Here is a 17,865-nt window from a genome sequence, read left to right on the forward strand (position 1 = left end):
AGGCGTGCGGAATATCCGGGTTTGAAACTCCTTCTGTTTCGATCCCAAACGAGCACCTCTGTAAAGTCCAGCAGAGCGGGTAGCTTCGACTGGAATTGCTCTAAAGCCTGAGCAGCGGCTGTATGATGCGTCCAAGTCGGCTTTGAAGCACGATATTGCCCTGGAGTGCTACGATACAGATGCAGGGGTCGCCCTCACATACGGTCGGCTTGTGTTCCATCGTCTCGTCGGCCTCGTCGAAGTCGCCAGGCCCGTAGCGGCCGAACTGGTGCTCGAATGCCCCTTCGAGGACGCATGTCCATTCGTAGCCGGTATGCTTATGGTGCGGCAGCCTGGTTCCTGGCGCGGCCTTCAGCATGAACACCTTGATGTTCGAGACTTCAGGCACTGACACCGAACGCTGGCGCACACCCGGCCCGACCCAACGCCATGGCCCAAGCCGATAGCGGTCTAGCGGTTGTTTTGGTCCCGTCTCGGGGGCAGCGAAGTCACCTTCGATCAGGCGCAACACACTGCGCAGCGCGCCTGGCTCCATTGACACCGGCGTTGCCTGTTCAAGAAGCTCGCCACCTATCGCCTCGTACCTTTCCACCTTGCGGCTGCAGGCAGTGCACAACGACAGATGCATCGAAACGACGAGCCCGCGTGCTTCGTCAAGCGTGCCCGAAGCAAAGGCCGCGAGGGTTTCGTCGGTCGGATGATGGGCAATGGCCTCAGTCATTTCAGCTCACCAACTCTGTCTCTCAACCTTTGCAAGGCAAGCCTGATCCGCGACTTGACGGTGCCCAGCGGGATGCCGAGGAGATTTGCGATTTCGGCGTGTGCAAGGCCATCGAAGAATGAGAGGCGAATGACGCGCAACTGTTCATCCGGCAGTGCTACTATCGATGATCTGACATACGCTTCACGCTCGGCGACGAGCAGTTGACTCTCAGGCTCGTCATTGTCTTGCTCTTCCAGCATGCCATCTTCCTCGGCCCATGCAGCGGCGCGGCCTTCGCGGCGACTTTCATCGACGCTGATATTGCGGGCGATCGCATAAACCCAGGCCGACGCGGTCGCTCGCTCGTGATCATATTGTGCAGCCTTGCGCCAAAGCCGGATCAATGTTTCCTGCGCCAGATCCTCTGCACGGTCACGACTTGCACCGCGCCGCATCATCATCGCCTTGATGCGCGGCGCATAATGTTCGAACAGTTCCGCGAACGCGTCGCGATCCTGACTTGCCGCGACACGCCTGATCAGCCTGGCTGGATCGAATTCCACCATCGTCCTGCTATACGCTCTATCCTGCTCCGGCTGGCAAGGCAGCGTTACTGGCTTTGTCGAGTCCATTACGCATCAGGCGGCCTTTTGGATCACTGATTTTGACCCACCCCTGACTTCCCGATCACTTTTTTCCGGCCAGCCCACACGTTTTTCAGCGAGCTGTGATCCATTTCGGCACGGCAACCGTATTGCGACTGGAATGATCAGAACCCTGTGCTCCGAGGGCAGCTCATCAGAAGGCAGGCATGCGTGATCTCTGACGAAAGGTGTGCTTCCACGCTCAGCAGGCGCGCACGGATCCAAGACGCAAACAGGAAGGGGGCCTGACATGCCAAACGTTGTCTTGATCGTCGGCAGCGCACCAGATGCCGTTCGGTGCGGAGATTGGCCCAGAGGGGCGTTTTCCTCGATTGTCGTCATAAACAATGCCTGGCGCGTGCGGCCTGACTGGGACTATTTGATTCACCCGGACGATTTTCCCGATGATCGCCTGCCGAGCGACCAAAGTCCGCGAATGGCGTCGATCATCAAGTCGAATGCCTTCGTCCCTGCCCAGAATGCATTCGGTGGGTTTGTCTATGCGGGCGGCACAATGGCCTTCACCGCTGCCTATTGGGCTCTGAAGGCCCTCAAGCCTGATGTGATGGCGTTCCTGGGTTGCGACATGATTTATCCCAACAACGCGCCGACGCATTTCTATGGCGTTGGAACAGCTGACCCGCTGCGCGACGACGTGACATTGAGAGACCTGGAAGCCAAGTCTGCAAGGCTGTTCGCCAAAGCCCTGCGTTGCGGAACAGTCTGCCTCAATCTTTCAAACCTTCCTGAAAGTCGCCTTGCCATACCGCGGGCAACCCTGCGGTTTATCGAGCGACTTACCCCGCTTCGGCTCAAGGCGATCAAGGCGATGCTTGAAGGCGCCGTCGATCCGATTTCTATCGAAACCGCCGACACACTCGAGGATGAACTCGGCTATTTTGTCGAACATGGGCGGTACTGGGAACACGCGTCGGATTTCGATGAAGCCGCGCTGGAGAAAATCGATCAGCGCTGGCGTTCGTCGGTAGGCCAGCTGCCAGCGTCGGTTGCTCCGAGCGATGGTTGCTGGGGACGCGGTCGAGCGCGCAAGGGCGATATTGTTCAACCGGAGCGTCGGGTTGGTCGCGACGCCCCCTCCCATTCCGCCGAAGGCGCATAGATCCAGGTGGCTGAAGGACAGGAGCCGCTTTGGAAGAGGGCTGCGTCATGCTGACTCGAGACGAGATAACAAAGCTCATCTTACGAACGAGCATGCGTGATCGAGACGCGTTCGATCTGCTCTACAAACATACGTGCGCGAAATTGTTTGGCACATGCCTGCGTATTCTGGGCGACAAAGGGGAAGCCGAGGAGGCGCTGCAGGAGGTCTACGTAAAGATATGGACCAAGGCTGATCGCTATGCGGTCTCCGACCTCAGCCCGATCTCCTGGCTTGTGGCGGTTGCGCGCAATCATTCGATCGATCTTATCAGATCACGCCGCCTTCCAGCTTTCGACCTGGCGGCCGCGGTCGATATTGCCGACATGAGACCGTGGGCCGAGGAGCTGCTGATTGAAAGCGACCAGATTGCTCGTCTCCACCGATGCATCGACGCTCTGAGCACAGAAAAAGCAGCGGCCATCAGGGGCGCATATCAGCAGGGCATGTCCTACGCCGAGCTTGCAAAGCGTCACAACGTACCGCTCAACACAATGCGAACCTGGCTTCGGCGCAGCCTGATCAAACTTCGAGAGAGCTTGGAGGAATGACTTTCAGAACCCCGCTCTTGGCGGATTTCGCCAGTTCCTAGCGCCCGGCTCAGTAGCAGATTATCTCAGATCGTCCGGAACAAAGCTAACTGGCGCAGATTAGGTCCACAGCACATGTGTGCATAAAAAGGACCTTCATCATGAAAACCCGCCTATTGCTGGCCTCACTGGCCACAGCCACAGCCATGGCTTTCGCCCTGCCTGCACTCGCCGCCGACAGCGCACAGGACTTCGTCAACAAGGCCGCTGTGGGCGGCATGTTCGAGGTCGATTCGAGCAAGGTCGCCGAAGGCAAGGCGCAGGATCAGAGCGTCAAGGATTTCGCTCACAAGATGATCGACGACCATGGTGCGGCCAACGCCAAGCTGGAGACGATCGCCGGCGAGCAGAAGCTGACGGTTCCCAAGGAATTGGACGCCAAGCACAAGGGTGATGTCGACACGTTGCAGAACGGCACGGATCCGATCGACGCACCCTACGTCCAGATGCAGCGCGATGCGCATTCGGAGGCTGTTGAGCTCTTCGAAAGCTATGCCAAGGATGGCGACAATGCGCAGTTAAAGACGTTCGCGCAGGAGACCCTGCCGACACTCAAGATGCATCAGGAGATGGTCGAGAAGATCGTGTCCTCGATGGGCGACAAGTCGGCCGCGACGACCTCGGCCACACCGGCCGTGGCTACGACCGACAGCACGACCCCATCGGCTCCGGTTCCCGGCGCCAACAGCTTTACCGAGGACCAGGCCAAGGGCCGCATCCAGGATGCGGGCTTCGCCGATGTTTCGAAGCTGACCAAGGACGACAAGGGCATCTGGCGCGGCCAGGCAACCAAGGCCGGAAAGACCATTTCGGTCGCTCTGGATTACCAGGGCAACGTCGTTGCCGGCACCAACTAATCAACCGCGATCAAGGAGATCCAAGAGATGAAAACCGTAACCGGACTGTTCGACAATTATGAAGACGCTTCCGACGCCGTTGGCGAACTGGAGGCCACTGGCATCCCGCATTCCGACATCAGCATCGTTGCCAACAACGTGGACGACCGTCACGCTGTCGACGGCTCCAAGACCGCGGACGATGCCGCCGGTGGCGCCGGTCTCGGTGCCGTTGTTGGCGGAGCCGGCGGGTTGCTGACCGGCCTTGGCCTGATGGCCATTCCGGGCGTCGGCCCGGTGGTGGCTGCAGGGTGGCTGGCTGCTACTGCCGTCGGTGCCGTTGGTGGTGCGGTGGTTGGTGGCGCGGCTGGCGGCATCGTCGGTGCCTTGACCGAGTCCGGCGTTGCTGAGAACGATGCCCATGTCTACGCCGAGGGTGTGCGGCGTGGCGGTACGCTGGTCACGGCCAAGGTCGAGGACCAGCTGGTGCCGGAGGCCGAAAGGATCCTGGGCCAGACCAATTCCGTAAACCTCGAGGAGCGGCGCGGCGAATACCAGGCCGGCGGCTGGACTGGCTTCGACGCCGACGCGGAGGATTACCGTCCGTCCGAAACCGGACGCGAAGCCACTCGGGATGTGAACCGGATCTAATCTCCAGGGCCTCGCTGCCAACAGGCAGCGGGGTCCTCTCTCGAGGAGTCTTGGGTTCACCGGTTAGCGCATCAGTCCGGCTGCGCGGAGTGCATCTTCAATCACCTTGCCAATACCTGTCGCCGAACCGCTTGAACCATCAGCATGCGATTGTTCCGCAGGTTCGCCACGCACTGGCCTCGACTTTTCCGGCGCAGCATATGTGCGCAAAGCGGTGTCTGAAGCGCGATGGGCAGAAGCGGGCTTTGCGTTCGTCCGATTTGCAGCATCCCGATTTGTGAGATCCCAAAACGCCGCAATGCGGCGTGTCGACGATATTCCGACGTCCAGCAGGAACGGCGCGGCATGGCCGAGCGCGCCATCACCGACGCTCTTCACAGGGGTGCCATGGCCCATGCCGGCAATGGTGTATTTTTCGATCACCTCATGGCCATCGCTGTCGCTCCAGACCTGCCGCGTTTGTCCATCGACGGTCTCTTTTCGAGCCGGGCTTGCCCCGACGCGATGAACGCCCTGCCATTGGGCAACAAGGGCGTCCGCATTTTCAGGCGTCACCGTGTGGTCGGCCGTGCCTTGCCAGATCGAAATCTTCGGCCATGTCCCTTTGTGCGACGTCGCCTGCGCCAGGCGCCGCTGGAGTTCCGGCTTGGACGGGCCGCCATGGCCACGCATGCGATCGAACGCTTCCGGGATCGTCGACGCACTGCCATAGGCAAGGCCGGCAATGACCGCGCCGCCGGCGAACACCTCCGGATATGTTGCCAACATTGCCGCTGCCATGGCGCCGCCGGCTGAAAGGCCGGTGACGAAAACGCGCCGTCGATCCAGGCCATGTTTTGTCACCATGGTTTCGATCATCTGGCGGATGGAGAGCACTTCACCGCGATCGCGGGTGATGTCCTCGGGCACGAACCAGTTAAAGCAGAGATTGGCATTGTTGGCGCGCTGCTGTTCCGGCAGCAGCACCGCAAAGCCTTGCTCTTCTGCCAGACGCGACCAGCCCGCCCCGTGATCGTAGCCGGCCGCCGTCTGCGTGCAGCCGTGCAGGACGACCACCAACGCTGCTCCGCGCGGCAAGTTCTCAGGAATGTAGAAGCGTGCCCGCAAGGCGCCTGGATTGGACCCGAACGCGGCTAAGTCGGACAGACTGTCGAGATGGCCCGGTTGGGAAAATGCCGTCCGGCCCCGCATGGCGGAAAGGCGAGCAATCGTGTCTGAGATGTTGCGCAAATCGAGATCCTAGACCGCCGGAATGGCGGAAGCCTGAGCACAATGCACTCGGAGCAACATCGTTGCTGCACTGCACAATAACAAGCTTACGCGGGGGTAGACGAGAGGCGTGCTCCGTCCCAGATCGGCGCCATACCTCAGGCTGGCCCCTTCCTGACCGACTTCGCCAGTTCCTGTTCCAGATCCACCAGTTCCTTGCCGCCCGCCATCAAATTGAGCAGCTGGTCGCGGTTGATTGCGCCCTTGGCGTAAGTGCCGGTGCTTCTGCCGCGCTTCAACAGGGTGAAGCGGTCGCCGACGACATAGGCGTGGTGAACGTTGTGGGAGATGAAGATGACGCCGATGCCGCGCGCCTTGGACTGGACGATGAGCTTCAGCACCACGGATGCCTGATGGACGCCCAGCGCCGATGTCGGCTCGTCCAGGATCAGCACCTTGGCGCCGAAATAGACGGCACGTGCAATGGCCAGGCACTGCCGTTCGCCGCCTGACAGCGTGCCGACCGGCTGTTCGGGGTCGCGCAGCTGGATGCCCATCGCCGACAGCTCGGCATAGGCGGTGCGGTTGGCGAAGTCGGCGTCGAACTGGCTGATCGGCCCGAACTTGCGCATCGGCTCGCGCCCGAGGAAGAAGTTGCGCGCCACGCTCATCAGCGGCACCAGCGCCAGGTCCTGGTAGACGGTCGCGATGCCGCTGTTGCGGGTATCGGCGGGCGAGGCAAATCGTGTCGGCTTGCCCTGCACGCGGATCTCGCCTTCGTCGGGCGTATAGACGCCGGACAGTGTCTTGATCAGCGTCGACTTGCCGGCGCCATTGTCGCCGAGCAGGCAATGCACCTCACCGGGGCAGACATCGAAGGACACATCCTTCAGCGCCACGACCGAGCCGAAATACTTGCTGACCGATTTCAGTTCGACATAGGGCTCGGCCATCACCGGCTCCTCATGGCACGGTTGCGCACATAGCTGTTGAACAGCACCGCGATGACCATCATGGCGCCCATGAACAGCTTGAACCAGTCGGTGTCGATGCCGGTGTAGAAGATGCCCATCTGCACCACGCCGAAGATCAGGGCGCCGAACATGGCGCCGATGGCCGAGCCATAGCCGCCGGTCAGCAGCGTGCCGCCGATGACGACGGCGATGATGGCTTCGAACTCCTTCTGCGTGCCGCGCAATGTGTCGGCCGAGCCGGTGACAAGCACCTGGATCGCCGCGAACAGGGCTGCGGCGAGTGCGGTCATGACGAACAGGGTGATCTTGGTGCGCGCCACCGGCACGCCGAGATTGCGGGCGGCATTGGCTTCGCCGCCGGCGGCGAAGATCCAGTTGCCGAAGCGGCTGCGCGTCAACAGCCAGGTGCAGGCCAGCGTCAGCCCGATCCACCACACGATCGACACCGGAATGCCCGATATCGACGGCAGGCCGTCCGCCCGCTTGCCGATCAGGCCGATGTCGGCAAGCCAGGCGATAAGGCCGGAGAACACCTGTCCCGAAAACAGGCTGTTGAGCGGATCGTGCAACGCCAGTTCATGCACGCCCGAGACCTGGGTTCGCCCTGAAATGCCGCGCGTGAGGCCGAGCGTCAGGCCACGCAGCATGAACAGGCTGCCGAGCGTCACGATGAAGGAGGGCAGGCCGGTCCTGACGACGGCGAGCCCATTCAGCGCGCCGATGCCGCCGCAGACGGCGAAGGTGAACAGCAGCGAGAGCCAGATCGGCCAGCCCCAGAACACGGAAGGGATGGCGATGAGGATGCCGGCAAAGCCGATCATCGAGCCGACCGACAGGTCGAACTCGCCGGCAATCATCAGCAGGGCCACGGGGGCGGCGAGAATGCCAAGCTGGGCCGAGACTTCGAGGAAATTGATGATGCCCTTGGCACTGAACAGTCCCGAGCCTCCCGCCGTGATGGCGAAGAACACGAAGACCAGAACGGTGCCGGCGGCCGCGCCAAGCTCGGGCCTGCTCAACAGGCGGCTGAGGCGTGAGACGGACCGGACCCGCTCGTCGCTCGTCTCTGAAACCATGGCTGCTTACCCTTCAGCTAGAGCCGTTCATCGTTTCATGGAAACGCTGAACAGCTCTATCCCCATCCTCCGACGCAATTCCCCAGGGAAATCGCTACGCGGTTTTCCCGGGAAAACCGCTTCACACTTTTCCTGGAATTGCTTTGTGAAACGGCCGGGGCGAGGCCCCGGCCGCCAGTATCAGCGCTTGCCGAGTTTCGACAGTTCGATAACCGACGCTGCGGTGTCCTTGGTGACGAAGCCGGGGCCGGTCGGATAGTCGGCGATCGGCATGATCTTGTACTTCTTCCAGAGGTCGAACATCGCGACCGGAATATAGCCCATCGCATATTGCTGGGCGTCGATGCCCCATTCCATCTTGCCGGCGACAACGGCCTGCAGGATCGTCGGCGAAAGATCGAACGTGCCGGTCTTCACCTTGCCCGACAGGCCCAGTTCATCAAGGGCGGCCAGCGTCGGTTCGGCACCGCTGGCGCCGACGGCGAGAATGAACTGTGTATCGGCATGAGCGGTCATATAGGCGATCACGCGGTTCTTCATTTCGGTCGGGTCGATGACGCCGTTCATCACCGGCACGTCGACGCCAAGACCCTTGGCAAAGCCGGCGCAGCGGTCGTCAAGGCTCGAATTGCCGACCTCATGGTTGGCGCAGACCGCCTTGGTGAGGCCGAGCGCCTTGATGCGCTCGCCGGCCATGACGCCTGCCTGGAATTCATCCTGCCCCATGAACAGCAGTCCGCCAAGGTCATGGGTGAGCTTCGAGCCACCGGAATCGATGACGATGACCGGGATGCCGGCGGCGACGGCGTTCTTGACCGGCGTTGAAAGGGCGGCCGCGTCGGGGATCGAAACGACCATGCCGTCGGGCTTCGAGGCCGCGATGGCGTCGATCATCTGCGCCATCTTGGCCATGTCGAAGGTCTCGGGCGCCAGATATTCGGCCTTGACGCCGAGCGTCTTGGCCGCATCGTCCATGCCGTTCTTGACGACCGACCAGTAGGGGTCGCCGCTCTGGCCGTGGGTGACGAACACCACGCGCGTTTCGTCGGCGGCCGCAAGGGTCGTGGCCGCCGCCATCATCGTGAAGCCGGCCAGCAGGCCGAGCGCAGGCTTTACTAATTTCGCAAGCGAAAACATAGAACCTCCTGTTTGTTTTCCGCCGCCGCAATTACGGTCGGCGGTCCAGTTGCCCCTTCATTCCAGTTTCATTCATCAGCACTGGTTCCTTGATGGCCGCGTGCGGCCCCGATCATTTCGTTACGGTAAATCCGGCTTCCCTCGCCATGCGCGACAGGTTCTGGAATCCCATCGTCGCATAGGTTAGCGGGATGGCCCTGCTGGGATCCTGCTCGGCCTCGACGACCAGCCAGCCGCTGTAACCATTGTCGGCCAGCACGCGCAAAATGGTGGGGTAGTCGATGGAGCCGTCGCCGGGAACGGTGAAGATCCCTTCCATGACCGCGCCCATGAAACTCATGTCCCTGGCGCGGGCACGCTCGAGCACGGCCCTGCGGGTGTCCTTGCAATGCACATGCACGACGCGTTTGACCTGCGCCTTGATCAGGGCCAGCGGGTCGCCGCCCGAAAAGATCGAATGGCCGGTGTCGTAGAGCAGGCCAACGGCTTCGCCGGTGTGGCGCATCAACAGGCCCACTTCGGCATCGGTTTCGACGATGGTTCCCATATGGTGGTGAAAGGCCATGCGCACGCCGAAATCGGCCATCCGTTCCGCCAGCGCCGTCAGCTTGCGGCCATAGGCCGGCCATTCCTCCGGGCTGAGGACCGGACGCTGAGAGATCGGTCCCCAGATGGCATTGTGGCGCCCGCGCGAGGTGTCGGCATAGACGACATGGGTCGAGCCCATATCCTTCAAAAGCTGGAGATGCGGCGTGATCGCATCCATCTCCGCATCGACATCCTTCTCGTCGCAACGGCCGTCATACCAGCCGGAAATCACGTCCAGGCCATAGCGCTGCATGATCGGCTTCAGTTCGGCTGAGAGGCGCGGAAACTTGCCGCCAAGTTCCGTGCCGGCATAGCCGGCTTGCCTGGTTTCGGCGAGGCAGACTTCAAGCGGCGTGTCGCCGCCGAGTTCCGGCACGTCATCATTGGACCAGGTGATCGGATTGATGCCGATGCGGACCTTCACGGGCGAACTCCTGATTGCTTCAACTGGGCAAGGTGATGGCGGGCAAGACCGGCCAGCAACGTCATGTCGCGACGCGCATGCTCGGCGGTGTTGCGCGCTGGCGTGCCTTCGACGATCGCCGACCAGAAGCCTTTCAACTCCTCGACGAATGCCTCTTCGTAGCCGCTGCGGATGTCGCGGCTGGAAAGCGTGTGGCCGTCGCCGGTGCGCAGGGTCAGCCGCGTCGGCTGGTGGTTGAGATAGGGCGAGGGGAATTCCAGTTCGAGCGAGGCGTCGTCGAAAAAGAGCGTGATGCGCTCGCGATAATCGGGCAGCCCGGGAGTGGCGATGTGGGTCATGGTCCACAGCGCCTGGCCGCCAAGCAGCCGCACGGTGCCCTGGCCGCCTTCGCCCTTGGCGAAGAGCGATGCGCCGATAATCTCGCCATCGGTGACGCCAAGCGCATCGAGCAAGCCATGGACGGCGTTGACGTCATGCACGATCGACGAAGCATAGGCGCCGACGAAGCCGCGAAAGGCGTCGGGATCGTCCATCCCGGGCACCGCGCGCGCCACCTGCTCGCGCTGCTTGGCTTCGGTCGAGGCAATCAACCCCTCAGCGACGTCGTCACCACGGCACGTGGAGGCGTGCCGGACGAAAGGCCAGGCGTCGGGATCGTTGACCTCGACCGAAATGTAGCGAAGCGTGCGCGCCGTTCCGGGCAGCATTTTCAGTGTCGCCTCGTAGCTGGGGTCGAAACGCTTCATGTAGCCGACCTGAAGCACCTTTCCGGCGCGATCCCTGGCGGCGATCAAGTCATCGATGTCGCCGGCGCTGTAGCAAAGCGGCTTTTCGCAAAAGACATGCAGCCCCCTAGCGAAAGCGGCGAGCGTTTGTTCCCGGTGCAGCGCATCCGGCGAGGCTATGACCACGGCGTCAAGCGGCATGGCGAGCAGCGCGTCGAGATCGGAGAATGTCTTGAGGCCGAATTCCTCGCCGACAAAGGCGCGGACCTTTCGCGATGGATCGTAGACGCCAACGATCTTGAACTGGCGGTGCAGCTTGAGCAGGTTTGGAATGTGCTCGACCTGGGCGACGCCGCCCGCACCGATCACGCCCACCCTTATGCACTGCATCGGCCAGCCCCATCTGAACCCTAACGGATTTTTCTTGAGCCTAAGGCTGCTTTGGTTCCATTGTTAGAACCAGATTCCATTGATTTTTGGGAACCAGATGAGAATCAGCTTCCCCATCGACGGCATCGCTCTGGATCGCGACAGTCCCGCCAATTTGCACCGGCAGCTCTATGTCCAGTTGCGCGGCCTGATCGAACGGCGCGTGCTGCCCAGCGGCCACGCACTGCCCTCGACACGGGTCATGGCGCGGGATCTGAATGTCGGACGCAACACGGTGATTGCCGCTTGCGACCAGCTGGCGCTGGAGGGCTATCTGGCGATACGGCCACGCAGGCCGTCAGTGGTGATGGACCTGCCGACCCGCTCAGCGGCGGCGGACCATGTATCGGTCGAGGACGCCAATTTGATATCGCGGCGCGGACAGACAATGCTTGCCCAACCCTATCATCATGGCCGGCCAGGCATGCTTGCCTTTCATCCCGGCATGCCGGACCCGGACAATTTTCCCTTCAATACCTGGTCGAAACTGCTCAGCCGCCGCGCCAAATTCGCGCATATCGATCTTTTCGGGACCTATCACGTCAAAGGCTATCCGCCGCTTTGCGAGGCGATAGCGCGCTACCTCACCGCCTCGCGCGGCGTGAAGTGCACGCCTGAGCAGATCGTCGTCACCAATGGTGCGCAATCGGCGTTCGATCTCCTGGCCCGGCTGCTGATCGATGACGGCGACACGGTGTGGATGGAGGAGCCGGGCTATTACGGCGCGGGCTCGGCCTTTGTCTCGGCCGGGGCGAAACTGGCGCCGCTACGCGTCAGCAATGCCGGCTGGGATCTTGATCCGCCGCCTGTGGTTCCGCGCATGATCTTCGTGACGCCGTCCTGCCATCACCCGCTCGGTATAACCATGCCGATGGAACAGCGGCTCAATCTCTTGCACATGGCCGAGACGTGGCGTTCCTGGATCATCGAGGACGACTATGACGGCGAATACCGCTTTCAGGGCCAGCCCATTCCGGCACTGCAAGGCATCGGCGCGTCAAACCGCGTGGTCTATGTCGGCACCTTCGCCAAGATCCTTTTCCCGGCCATGCGGCTCGGCTTCATGGTGGCGCCCAAGGCGATCGACCATACGATCGTCTCGGCGCTGAGCGTGAGCGGCCAGTTCGCCCCTTTGCTGACCCAGGCAGCGCTGGCGGATTTCATGAACGAAGGGCATTTCACCCGCCATCTCAGGCGCATGCGGCGTCTCTATGCGGAGCGGCGCCAGTTCTTCCTCGAAAGCGCGCAAAGGCATCTGGGCGAATGGCTGGATTTCCATGCCACCGAATCCGGCATTCAGGTCGTCGGCATTTTTCGCGGCAGATGCAGCGACAGGGCGGTTGCCGAGGCGGCGCTCCACCAGGGCATCAACGTCTCGGCGCTGTCAATGCAGTACCGCCACGGCACGGAGCAGAACGGTCTTGTCATGGGCTTCGCGGCCGCCGATGCGCAGACAACCGAAAAGACGATGCACAAGTTTCGCACCGTGCTGAAAGCGCATTTTTCCGCGAACGGATAAGCAGAGGTTAAACCCGGGATTGGGCGACGTTTACTAGAGATGCTGGCGGAGGAAGGCTCCCACCATGTCGACGGCCTGGCGCGCGGCCTGCAACTGGGCAAGGTTGGAGGGGAAGACATGCGTCATGCCTTCCCAGATGTGCAGCGCCGCCTCGCCGCCCGCGCTCGACGCCGCCTCGACCACGCGACGTGAATCGTCGAGCAGGATCTCGTCATCGCCGACATGGACCAGCAGCGGCGGCAGGCCGCCCAGGGGCTGATAGAGCGGCGAGGCGCGGGGATCGGTGGGGTCGGCGTCTTTGAGGTAGAGGTCGGCCGCTTTTTTCAGTTCGTCGCGTTTCACCAGGGGATCGGCTTGCGCTGTCGTCAGCATCGAGCCGCCGGCCAGCGCAAGATCGGTCCATGGCGACATCAGCACCGCGCAACGCGGCATGACGCCGGCGCCGTTGCTGGCCCTGGCCGCCACAAGCGCCAGCAATGACAACGCAAGACCGCCGCCGGCCGAGTCGCCGGCAATCGCGATCGCCTCGTAGCCGAGGTCGCAAAGGCCGGTGAATACACTGAGCGCGTCGTCTATGGCCGCCGGAAAGGCATGCTCGGGCGCCAGCCTGTAGTCGGGAATGAAGGCCGGTGCGCCGGCGCGCTGCACGATCTGGCTGACGAAGTTGCGGTGACCGATGGCGGAACCCAGAACATAGGCCCCGCCATGAAGATAGAGGATAACCGCTTGTGTGGCACTGGCCGTTGGCCGGCACCAGACGCCCGACACCGCTCCGACCGTGCCTGTCTCGAAACTGACACCGTCGGCTGCAGGCGTGTGTTGCATCAGCTCTTCGAAAACCGGCCGCGATGCCGGGGCAAATTCCAGCGCCGGCAGCGTCGCCAGCAAGTCGCGCATCGCTTGCATGACGGCGCGGTCACTCTCGTCCTCGGGATGGATTTCGACGCTCATGAGTTGGCTCAAGGCTTGAGAAGTTCGGTGCGGAATTCCGGGGCGAGCGCCGCGGCCTTGGCGAGGAAGGCGCCGAATTGGTCCTTTGTCAGTTCTGGCGCGGATGCGGTGCGGCTCTCGACCGGTGTGCCGACCTGGGCAAAAAATACCTCCTGCCCGGCGGGTGCGCATAGGCACAACATGCGCACATCCGCGCCTGAGACATTCTTGAAGGAATGCGGCGCGTTGGCGGGGATGTTCACCGTCATGCCTGCCTTGGCCACGCTTTTCTCGCCACGGAAGATGAATTCGATCTCACCTTCCAGGAGATGGAACATTTCCTCGAAATCATGCCGGTGCGGGCCGGGGCCGCCGCCATTCGGAACCTTCATGTCGATCAGGCAGAAGCGTCCGGCTGTCTGTGCGCCGGACAGCAGCACGGTGTAGGTGTCGCCGACCACGGCCAGATGCTGAAGCGACGCATCGTCGGGATCGACGACAGAGAGCTGGCGATCGAGGTCGTCCGGGGGGATTTCGAATTCGGGCATGTCTGGTCTCCAGGGATTGTATCGGCGGGGCTGCCAGCTGTCGTGTCATTGGTACCCGCTAGTTAGGGCCGGCACAGCAAAAAGCTCGTTCGACCGGCTGGACTCACTGTCCCACGGATGGAACAGTCGCCGATATGATCGATCTCAATGATTTGCGCGTTTTCGAGAAAGTGGCGGCGACCAGCAGCTTCTCGGTTGCGGGCCGCGCGCTCGGCCTGCCGAAATCGACGGTCAGCCGCAACATTGCAAGGCTCGAGCAGCAGCTGGGCGCGCGGCTGTTCCAGCGCACCACCCGAGCGGTGATCCTCACCGCCGCCGGGGAAGCGCTGCAGACGCGTTGCGTCGAGCTGATGGCGCGGATCGACGAGACGGTGACCTATGTCGAGAGCCTCGCCGGCGAGCCGCGCGGCCTGCTGCGCATCAGTGCCGGCATTGGCTTCGGCATCAATGTCCTGTCCCGGCATCTGCCTGCATTCCTCGCCCGCTTTCCGCATGTCGACGTCGCACTCGACCTGACCAGCCGCGACCTTGATCTTGTCGCCGAGCGGGTCGACGTGGCGATCCGGATGGGGCCGCTGCCGGATTCGGCACTGGTGGCGACACGCCTGGGCAGCGTGCGCCGCTGCCTCGCCGCCGCGCCCGACTATCTCAGCCGGCATGGCACGCCGCTGACGCCGGCCGATCTATCCACGCATGAGTGTATCGAAATGCCGCGCGGCGACGGCCGGACGCGGACCTGGCATTTTTACCGGGGCGGCGAGATGGCCACGGTCGACGTCCGCAACCGGGTCAGCGTCAACGATGCGCTGACCATCCACCAACTGGTCCGCAATGGCTCTGGTCTCGGCATGCTTTCCACGTATCTCTGCCTCGACGACTTCACTGAGGGCCGTCTCGTCCCGTTGCTCACCGATTGGGACATCGCGCCGGTCGAGGTCAACCTGCTGTTCCCGAGCAAGCGCGAGCTGTCGCAGACCGTGCGCAGCTTCGTGGATTTCATGCGCGAGGTTTCAGTCCCGAACGAGCATTGGCAAGGCGGCATTCTCGACATGGATCGAGGCCTGGCGCCCTGCGTCAACCTGGCGGACGAAGACGGCGCCTCGACGAATACACATGACGCCGCCGGGCGATTCCGGTCACGTTTCAAAGACGTTCGGGCCGAGCTCAAGTCGACATGCAGATAACATTGTTTCGGATCAACGTCGTGGTGCTGATCCATGCGCTCAAGCATCTTCCGCGTAACACGACTGAATAAGGCGTGCTTTGATTATTTCTTTTTGGCCTGATGTTTTGTGGTGATGGCGGCGGCGGGCGCTTCTGGTTTCTCTTGAGCGGGTGCGGGCGCAACAGGGGAGGGACTATCGGGGGCCGACGGCGTGCTGGCGCCTAGTTTGACCGACATGCCCGATATCTTCCATTGCCGGTCGACAGGGGCGAAGGCAAATTCGAAATTTAGCTGCATGGCGGCTGACGGGAAAAAACCCGCCATGTGCAACATGCCGTTGGCTTCGATCTGCGGCATCAACGTCAGCTGCGGCTCGAGCACTGCGACGCCGCTGAGGTCGACTTCCTCGTTGCGCAGCTTTGCGAAGGCCTCAGCCAGACGGGCTGGGTTGTTCGTTTTAAACTCCGGAGCACCCAGCTCGCGCAAGACGGAATAGTCGCCTGTCTTGTTGGCATGGTCCAGCGCCAGCAATGTGGACCGGATCAGGATCAGGATGCCGTTGTGGTCGATGTTGGCCGGCTTTGGGCTCTCGGATGCCTTGGGGGTGGAGCGGTCGTCCTTTTTCGCTTGAGAATATGCCTGTGGTGTTTGGCTGCAAAACAGGGCCAGAAGCAGTGCTGTCAGCCATGTAAATCTGCGCATTCCAAACCCTCCCGGCATCGCTGCCGGCCGCTTCTTCGCAATCTGCCGCAGTGTAGCCAGCTAGAACTCGCCTGCCAGGCCGACGCGGAAACCGTGGCTGCTGCCGCCGCCATAGGCATAGCCTGCGGTGAGCGCGAAAGGCTCGTTGAAATCGAAGCGATGAGCGAACGAGCCACCGAAAGCCGTTTCGCCTTTGAAATAGCCGACATTCCCAGCCCAACTCGTGCGGCCGGGGGCAGATGGCATTGGCGCGGTGGTCATGGCGATCGCCGCTGCGATGCCCTGGCGAGCCTCGGTCCGATTCTCGGAAATCTGGTTGCCCAGATCAGCGAAACCACTTTCCAGGGCACCGACCCGCCCGTCGAGCAGGGCAATATCGCTTGTATTTGTCGTCACACGGGTATCGAGGGATGCAAGCATCGTGTCGTGGCCGTCGAGCCGGATGTCCTGTTGGGTATTCGTGGTTTCCGTTTGCGTGATACGCGTCTCGTGATCGGTGAGGGTCGCATCCTGCTCGGTGTTCTTTGTCTCGACGCTGTCGAGCCTTCCGTCCTGCTCGGTGTTCTTGGCTTCCACGGCGTCGAGCCGTCCGTCCTGCTCGACGTTCTTTGCCGAAGCATCGCCAACAACACCGTCGACATAGTCCTTGTTAGCTGCATCCGTTCCCGCGGTCGGGGTACCAACATTTTTTACAACATTGCCACCCATGTCGACCGCCCCACCGAACGTGGCGGCTCCCGTCGCAGCGTCGAAGTTAATCTGGCTGCCGCTCGGGCCTATAGTGATTCCTGGCGCGGCGACAAAAGAGTCGTCTGAGTTACTACAATCGTCGTTGATCGTTGTGCCGATCACGCCGGCAAAGCTACAGATCGTGTTTTCGGGATCACCCGCGTCGCCGCCGAAAACGACCTGTGCTGAAGCCGGCGTTACCCAGTAAACGGAAAGCAGAGCGAAAAATGCCAGCAACGCCCTGCGATGGCTGCGAAACCTGCAGTCCGAATTCGAAAACATAAGCCCCACCCGCCCGCTGGTTTATGCGTCGGAGCTAAAGTTGGACGGTCGGAAACGTCTGTCAAGCAAAAGCCCTGGAAATACTCACATTTCTGTGGCCAATAGCCGCAATGCATCGTCACTGTTGCTTATGCGCAACTCGATATGAGGCCAAGGCTGGCGTTGCCGACGGCCGGAGACCTTCTCCGGCGTGATGAAATTCAATGTAGATTAGGTTGGCCGCCGCCTGTTGTCGCCGTAACCCACCATCAAGTTGGGCTGTTGTGGCGCGGCGCCAGAGCCAATCCGTCAGGCCGTCGTTGCGCGACTCTCATGGCCTCTCTGAGTCTCGATGATCAGATCGGCAATTCCGACGTGTATTTGATCGTCCAGCTCGGGACGTCGGTCTTGACGTTCTGGACGCCCTTGATGCGGCTGAGATGCTCAGACTGGAAGCGGCGGTAGTCGTTGATGTCGGCCGCCACCACGCGCACCATGGCGTCGCAGTCGCCGAGCATCAGATAGCATTCCATCACTTGCGGCAGCTTGGCCACTTCGGCGGCGAAATGCTCGATCGTGTCCTCGTCCTGCGTCTTCAGCCAGATGCGGGTGAAGAAAGTGAGGCCCTTGCCGATGCTGGCCGGGTTGAGCACGGCGACATAGCGGTCGATGACGCCAGCCTCCTCCAGAAGCTTCACCCGGCGCAGGCAAGGCGAGGGCGACAGGCCGACCTCATTGGCCAGATCGTTGTTGGCCATCCGCCCGTTGCGCTGCAGCGCCCGCAGGATGCGCCTGTCGATGTCATCCAGGTTCATGGTGTTGAATTCCACCCCTTCCACGAATTGTGACATTGAATGCCAAAATAA

At 61.8% G+C, this 17,865-nt stretch carries 19 protein-coding genes; 6 read left to right on the plus strand and 13 right to left on the minus strand.

What is annotated here, in order from left to right:
* Positions 1-100 precede the first annotated feature (100 nt).
* Positions 101-721 carry a ChrR family anti-sigma-E factor gene (locus EB235_RS13565; protein WP_027030475.1) on the minus strand — a complete coding sequence of 207 codons (621 nt, stop codon included), beginning with the start codon at positions 719-721 and terminating at the stop codon, positions 101-103.
* On the minus strand, positions 718-1,269 hold the full coding sequence (locus tag EB235_RS13570) for a sigma-70 family RNA polymerase sigma factor (RefSeq protein ID WP_027030474.1): 552 nt from the start codon (positions 1,267-1,269) through the stop codon (positions 718-720). Before EB235_RS13570 ends, EB235_RS13565 begins: the two co-directional genes overlap by 4 nt.
* 328 nt (positions 1,270-1,597) lie before the next feature.
* Here EB235_RS13570 and EB235_RS13575 point away from each other — a divergent pair, with 328 nt between their 5' ends.
* The 4 genes from EB235_RS13575 (at position 1,598) to EB235_RS13590 (ending at position 4,583) form a co-directional block, all read left to right on the plus strand.
* Positions 1,598-2,467 carry a hypothetical protein gene (locus tag EB235_RS13575; RefSeq protein ID WP_208603628.1) on the plus strand — a complete coding sequence of 290 codons (870 nt, stop codon included), beginning with the start codon at positions 1,598-1,600 and terminating at the stop codon, positions 2,465-2,467.
* 50 nt (positions 2,468-2,517) lie between these two features.
* Positions 2,518-3,057, plus strand: coding sequence for a sigma-70 family RNA polymerase sigma factor (locus tag EB235_RS13580; RefSeq protein WP_027030473.1), 540 nt, complete (start codon positions 2,518-2,520; stop codon positions 3,055-3,057).
* Positions 3,058-3,197: 140 nt separating this feature from the next.
* On the plus strand, positions 3,198-3,953 hold the full coding sequence (locus EB235_RS13585; RefSeq protein ID WP_027030472.1) for a DUF4142 domain-containing protein: 756 nt from the start codon (positions 3,198-3,200) through the stop codon (positions 3,951-3,953).
* A gap of 27 nt (positions 3,954-3,980) precedes the next feature.
* Positions 3,981-4,583 (plus strand): general stress protein, encoded by a 603-nt coding sequence (locus tag EB235_RS13590; RefSeq protein WP_027030471.1) that lies wholly within the window; start codon positions 3,981-3,983, stop codon positions 4,581-4,583.
* 63 nt (positions 4,584-4,646) lie between these two features.
* Here the strand turns inward: EB235_RS13590 and EB235_RS13595 are convergent, their stop codons facing one another.
* The 6 genes from EB235_RS13595 to EB235_RS13620 all read right to left on the minus strand — a co-directional run bounded on the left by EB235_RS13595 (position 4,647) and on the right by EB235_RS13620 (position 11,106).
* Positions 4,647-5,813, minus strand: a complete 1,167-nt coding sequence (locus EB235_RS13595; RefSeq protein WP_027030470.1) for an extracellular catalytic domain type 1 short-chain-length polyhydroxyalkanoate depolymerase — start codon at positions 5,811-5,813, stop codon at positions 4,647-4,649.
* A 137-nt stretch (positions 5,814-5,950) separates the two neighbouring features.
* Entirely contained in the window at positions 5,951-6,745 is a 795-nt protein-coding gene (locus EB235_RS13600; protein WP_027030469.1) for an ATP-binding cassette domain-containing protein, read from the minus strand.
* Complete coding sequence (locus tag EB235_RS13605) at positions 6,745-7,842, minus strand: ABC transporter permease (RefSeq protein ID WP_027030468.1); 1,098 nt, start codon at positions 7,840-7,842, stop codon at positions 6,745-6,747. The genes EB235_RS13600 and EB235_RS13605 overlap by 1 nt, the downstream gene beginning before the upstream one ends.
* A gap of 180 nt (positions 7,843-8,022) precedes the next feature.
* Complete coding sequence (locus EB235_RS13610) at positions 8,023-8,979, minus strand: sugar ABC transporter substrate-binding protein (RefSeq protein ID WP_051429654.1); 957 nt, start codon at positions 8,977-8,979, stop codon at positions 8,023-8,025.
* A gap of 112 nt (positions 8,980-9,091) precedes the next feature.
* The gene (gene iolE / locus EB235_RS13615; RefSeq protein ID WP_027030466.1) at positions 9,092-9,991 is read right to left on the minus strand and encodes a myo-inosose-2 dehydratase; all 900 of its coding nucleotides are present in this window, start codon (positions 9,989-9,991) and stop codon (positions 9,092-9,094) included.
* Positions 9,988-11,106, minus strand: coding sequence for a Gfo/Idh/MocA family protein (locus EB235_RS13620; RefSeq protein WP_027030465.1), 1,119 nt, complete (start codon positions 11,104-11,106; stop codon positions 9,988-9,990). Before EB235_RS13620 ends, iolE begins: the two co-directional genes overlap by 4 nt.
* A 97-nt stretch (positions 11,107-11,203) precedes the next feature.
* On the opposite strand from EB235_RS13620, the gene EB235_RS13625 reads away from it, so the two are divergent.
* Positions 11,204-12,664, plus strand: coding sequence for a PLP-dependent aminotransferase family protein (locus EB235_RS13625; RefSeq protein ID WP_027030464.1), 1,461 nt, complete (start codon positions 11,204-11,206; stop codon positions 12,662-12,664).
* Between the two features lie 33 nt (positions 12,665-12,697).
* Here EB235_RS13625 and EB235_RS13630 read toward each other — a convergent pair whose 3' ends face one another.
* Both EB235_RS13630 and EB235_RS13635 read right to left on the minus strand, forming a co-directional pair.
* On the minus strand, positions 12,698-13,615 hold the full coding sequence (locus tag EB235_RS13630) for an alpha/beta hydrolase fold domain-containing protein (protein ID WP_208603627.1): 918 nt from the start codon (positions 13,613-13,615) through the stop codon (positions 12,698-12,700).
* Positions 13,616-13,623: 8 nt separating this feature from the next.
* On the minus strand, positions 13,624-14,142 hold the full coding sequence (locus EB235_RS13635) for a cupin domain-containing protein (RefSeq protein WP_027030462.1): 519 nt from the start codon (positions 14,140-14,142) through the stop codon (positions 13,624-13,626).
* A gap of 134 nt (positions 14,143-14,276) precedes the next feature.
* On the opposite strand from EB235_RS13635, the gene EB235_RS13640 reads away from it, so the two are divergent.
* Complete coding sequence (locus tag EB235_RS13640) at positions 14,277-15,326, plus strand: LysR family transcriptional regulator (RefSeq protein WP_051429653.1); 1,050 nt, start codon at positions 14,277-14,279, stop codon at positions 15,324-15,326.
* 83 nt (positions 15,327-15,409) lie between these two features.
* Here EB235_RS13640 and EB235_RS13645 read toward each other — a convergent pair whose 3' ends face one another.
* From EB235_RS13645 to EB235_RS13655, 3 genes are all read right to left on the minus strand, one after another.
* Positions 15,410-16,009 (minus strand): hypothetical protein, encoded by a 600-nt coding sequence (locus tag EB235_RS13645; protein ID WP_051429652.1) that lies wholly within the window; start codon positions 16,007-16,009, stop codon positions 15,410-15,412.
* A gap of 60 nt (positions 16,010-16,069) precedes the next feature.
* Complete coding sequence (locus tag EB235_RS34740) at positions 16,070-17,020, minus strand: YadA-like family protein (protein ID WP_245268812.1); 951 nt, start codon at positions 17,018-17,020, stop codon at positions 16,070-16,072.
* A gap of 335 nt (positions 17,021-17,355) precedes the next feature.
* Positions 17,356-17,814 (minus strand): Lrp/AsnC family transcriptional regulator, encoded by a 459-nt coding sequence (locus tag EB235_RS13655; RefSeq protein ID WP_027030460.1) that lies wholly within the window; start codon positions 17,812-17,814, stop codon positions 17,356-17,358.
* Positions 17,815-17,865: the final 51 nt, after the last annotated feature.

The organism is Mesorhizobium loti R88b, assembly GCF_013170845.1.
Classification (GTDB): Bacteria; Pseudomonadota; Alphaproteobacteria; order Rhizobiales; family Rhizobiaceae; genus Mesorhizobium; species Mesorhizobium loti_B.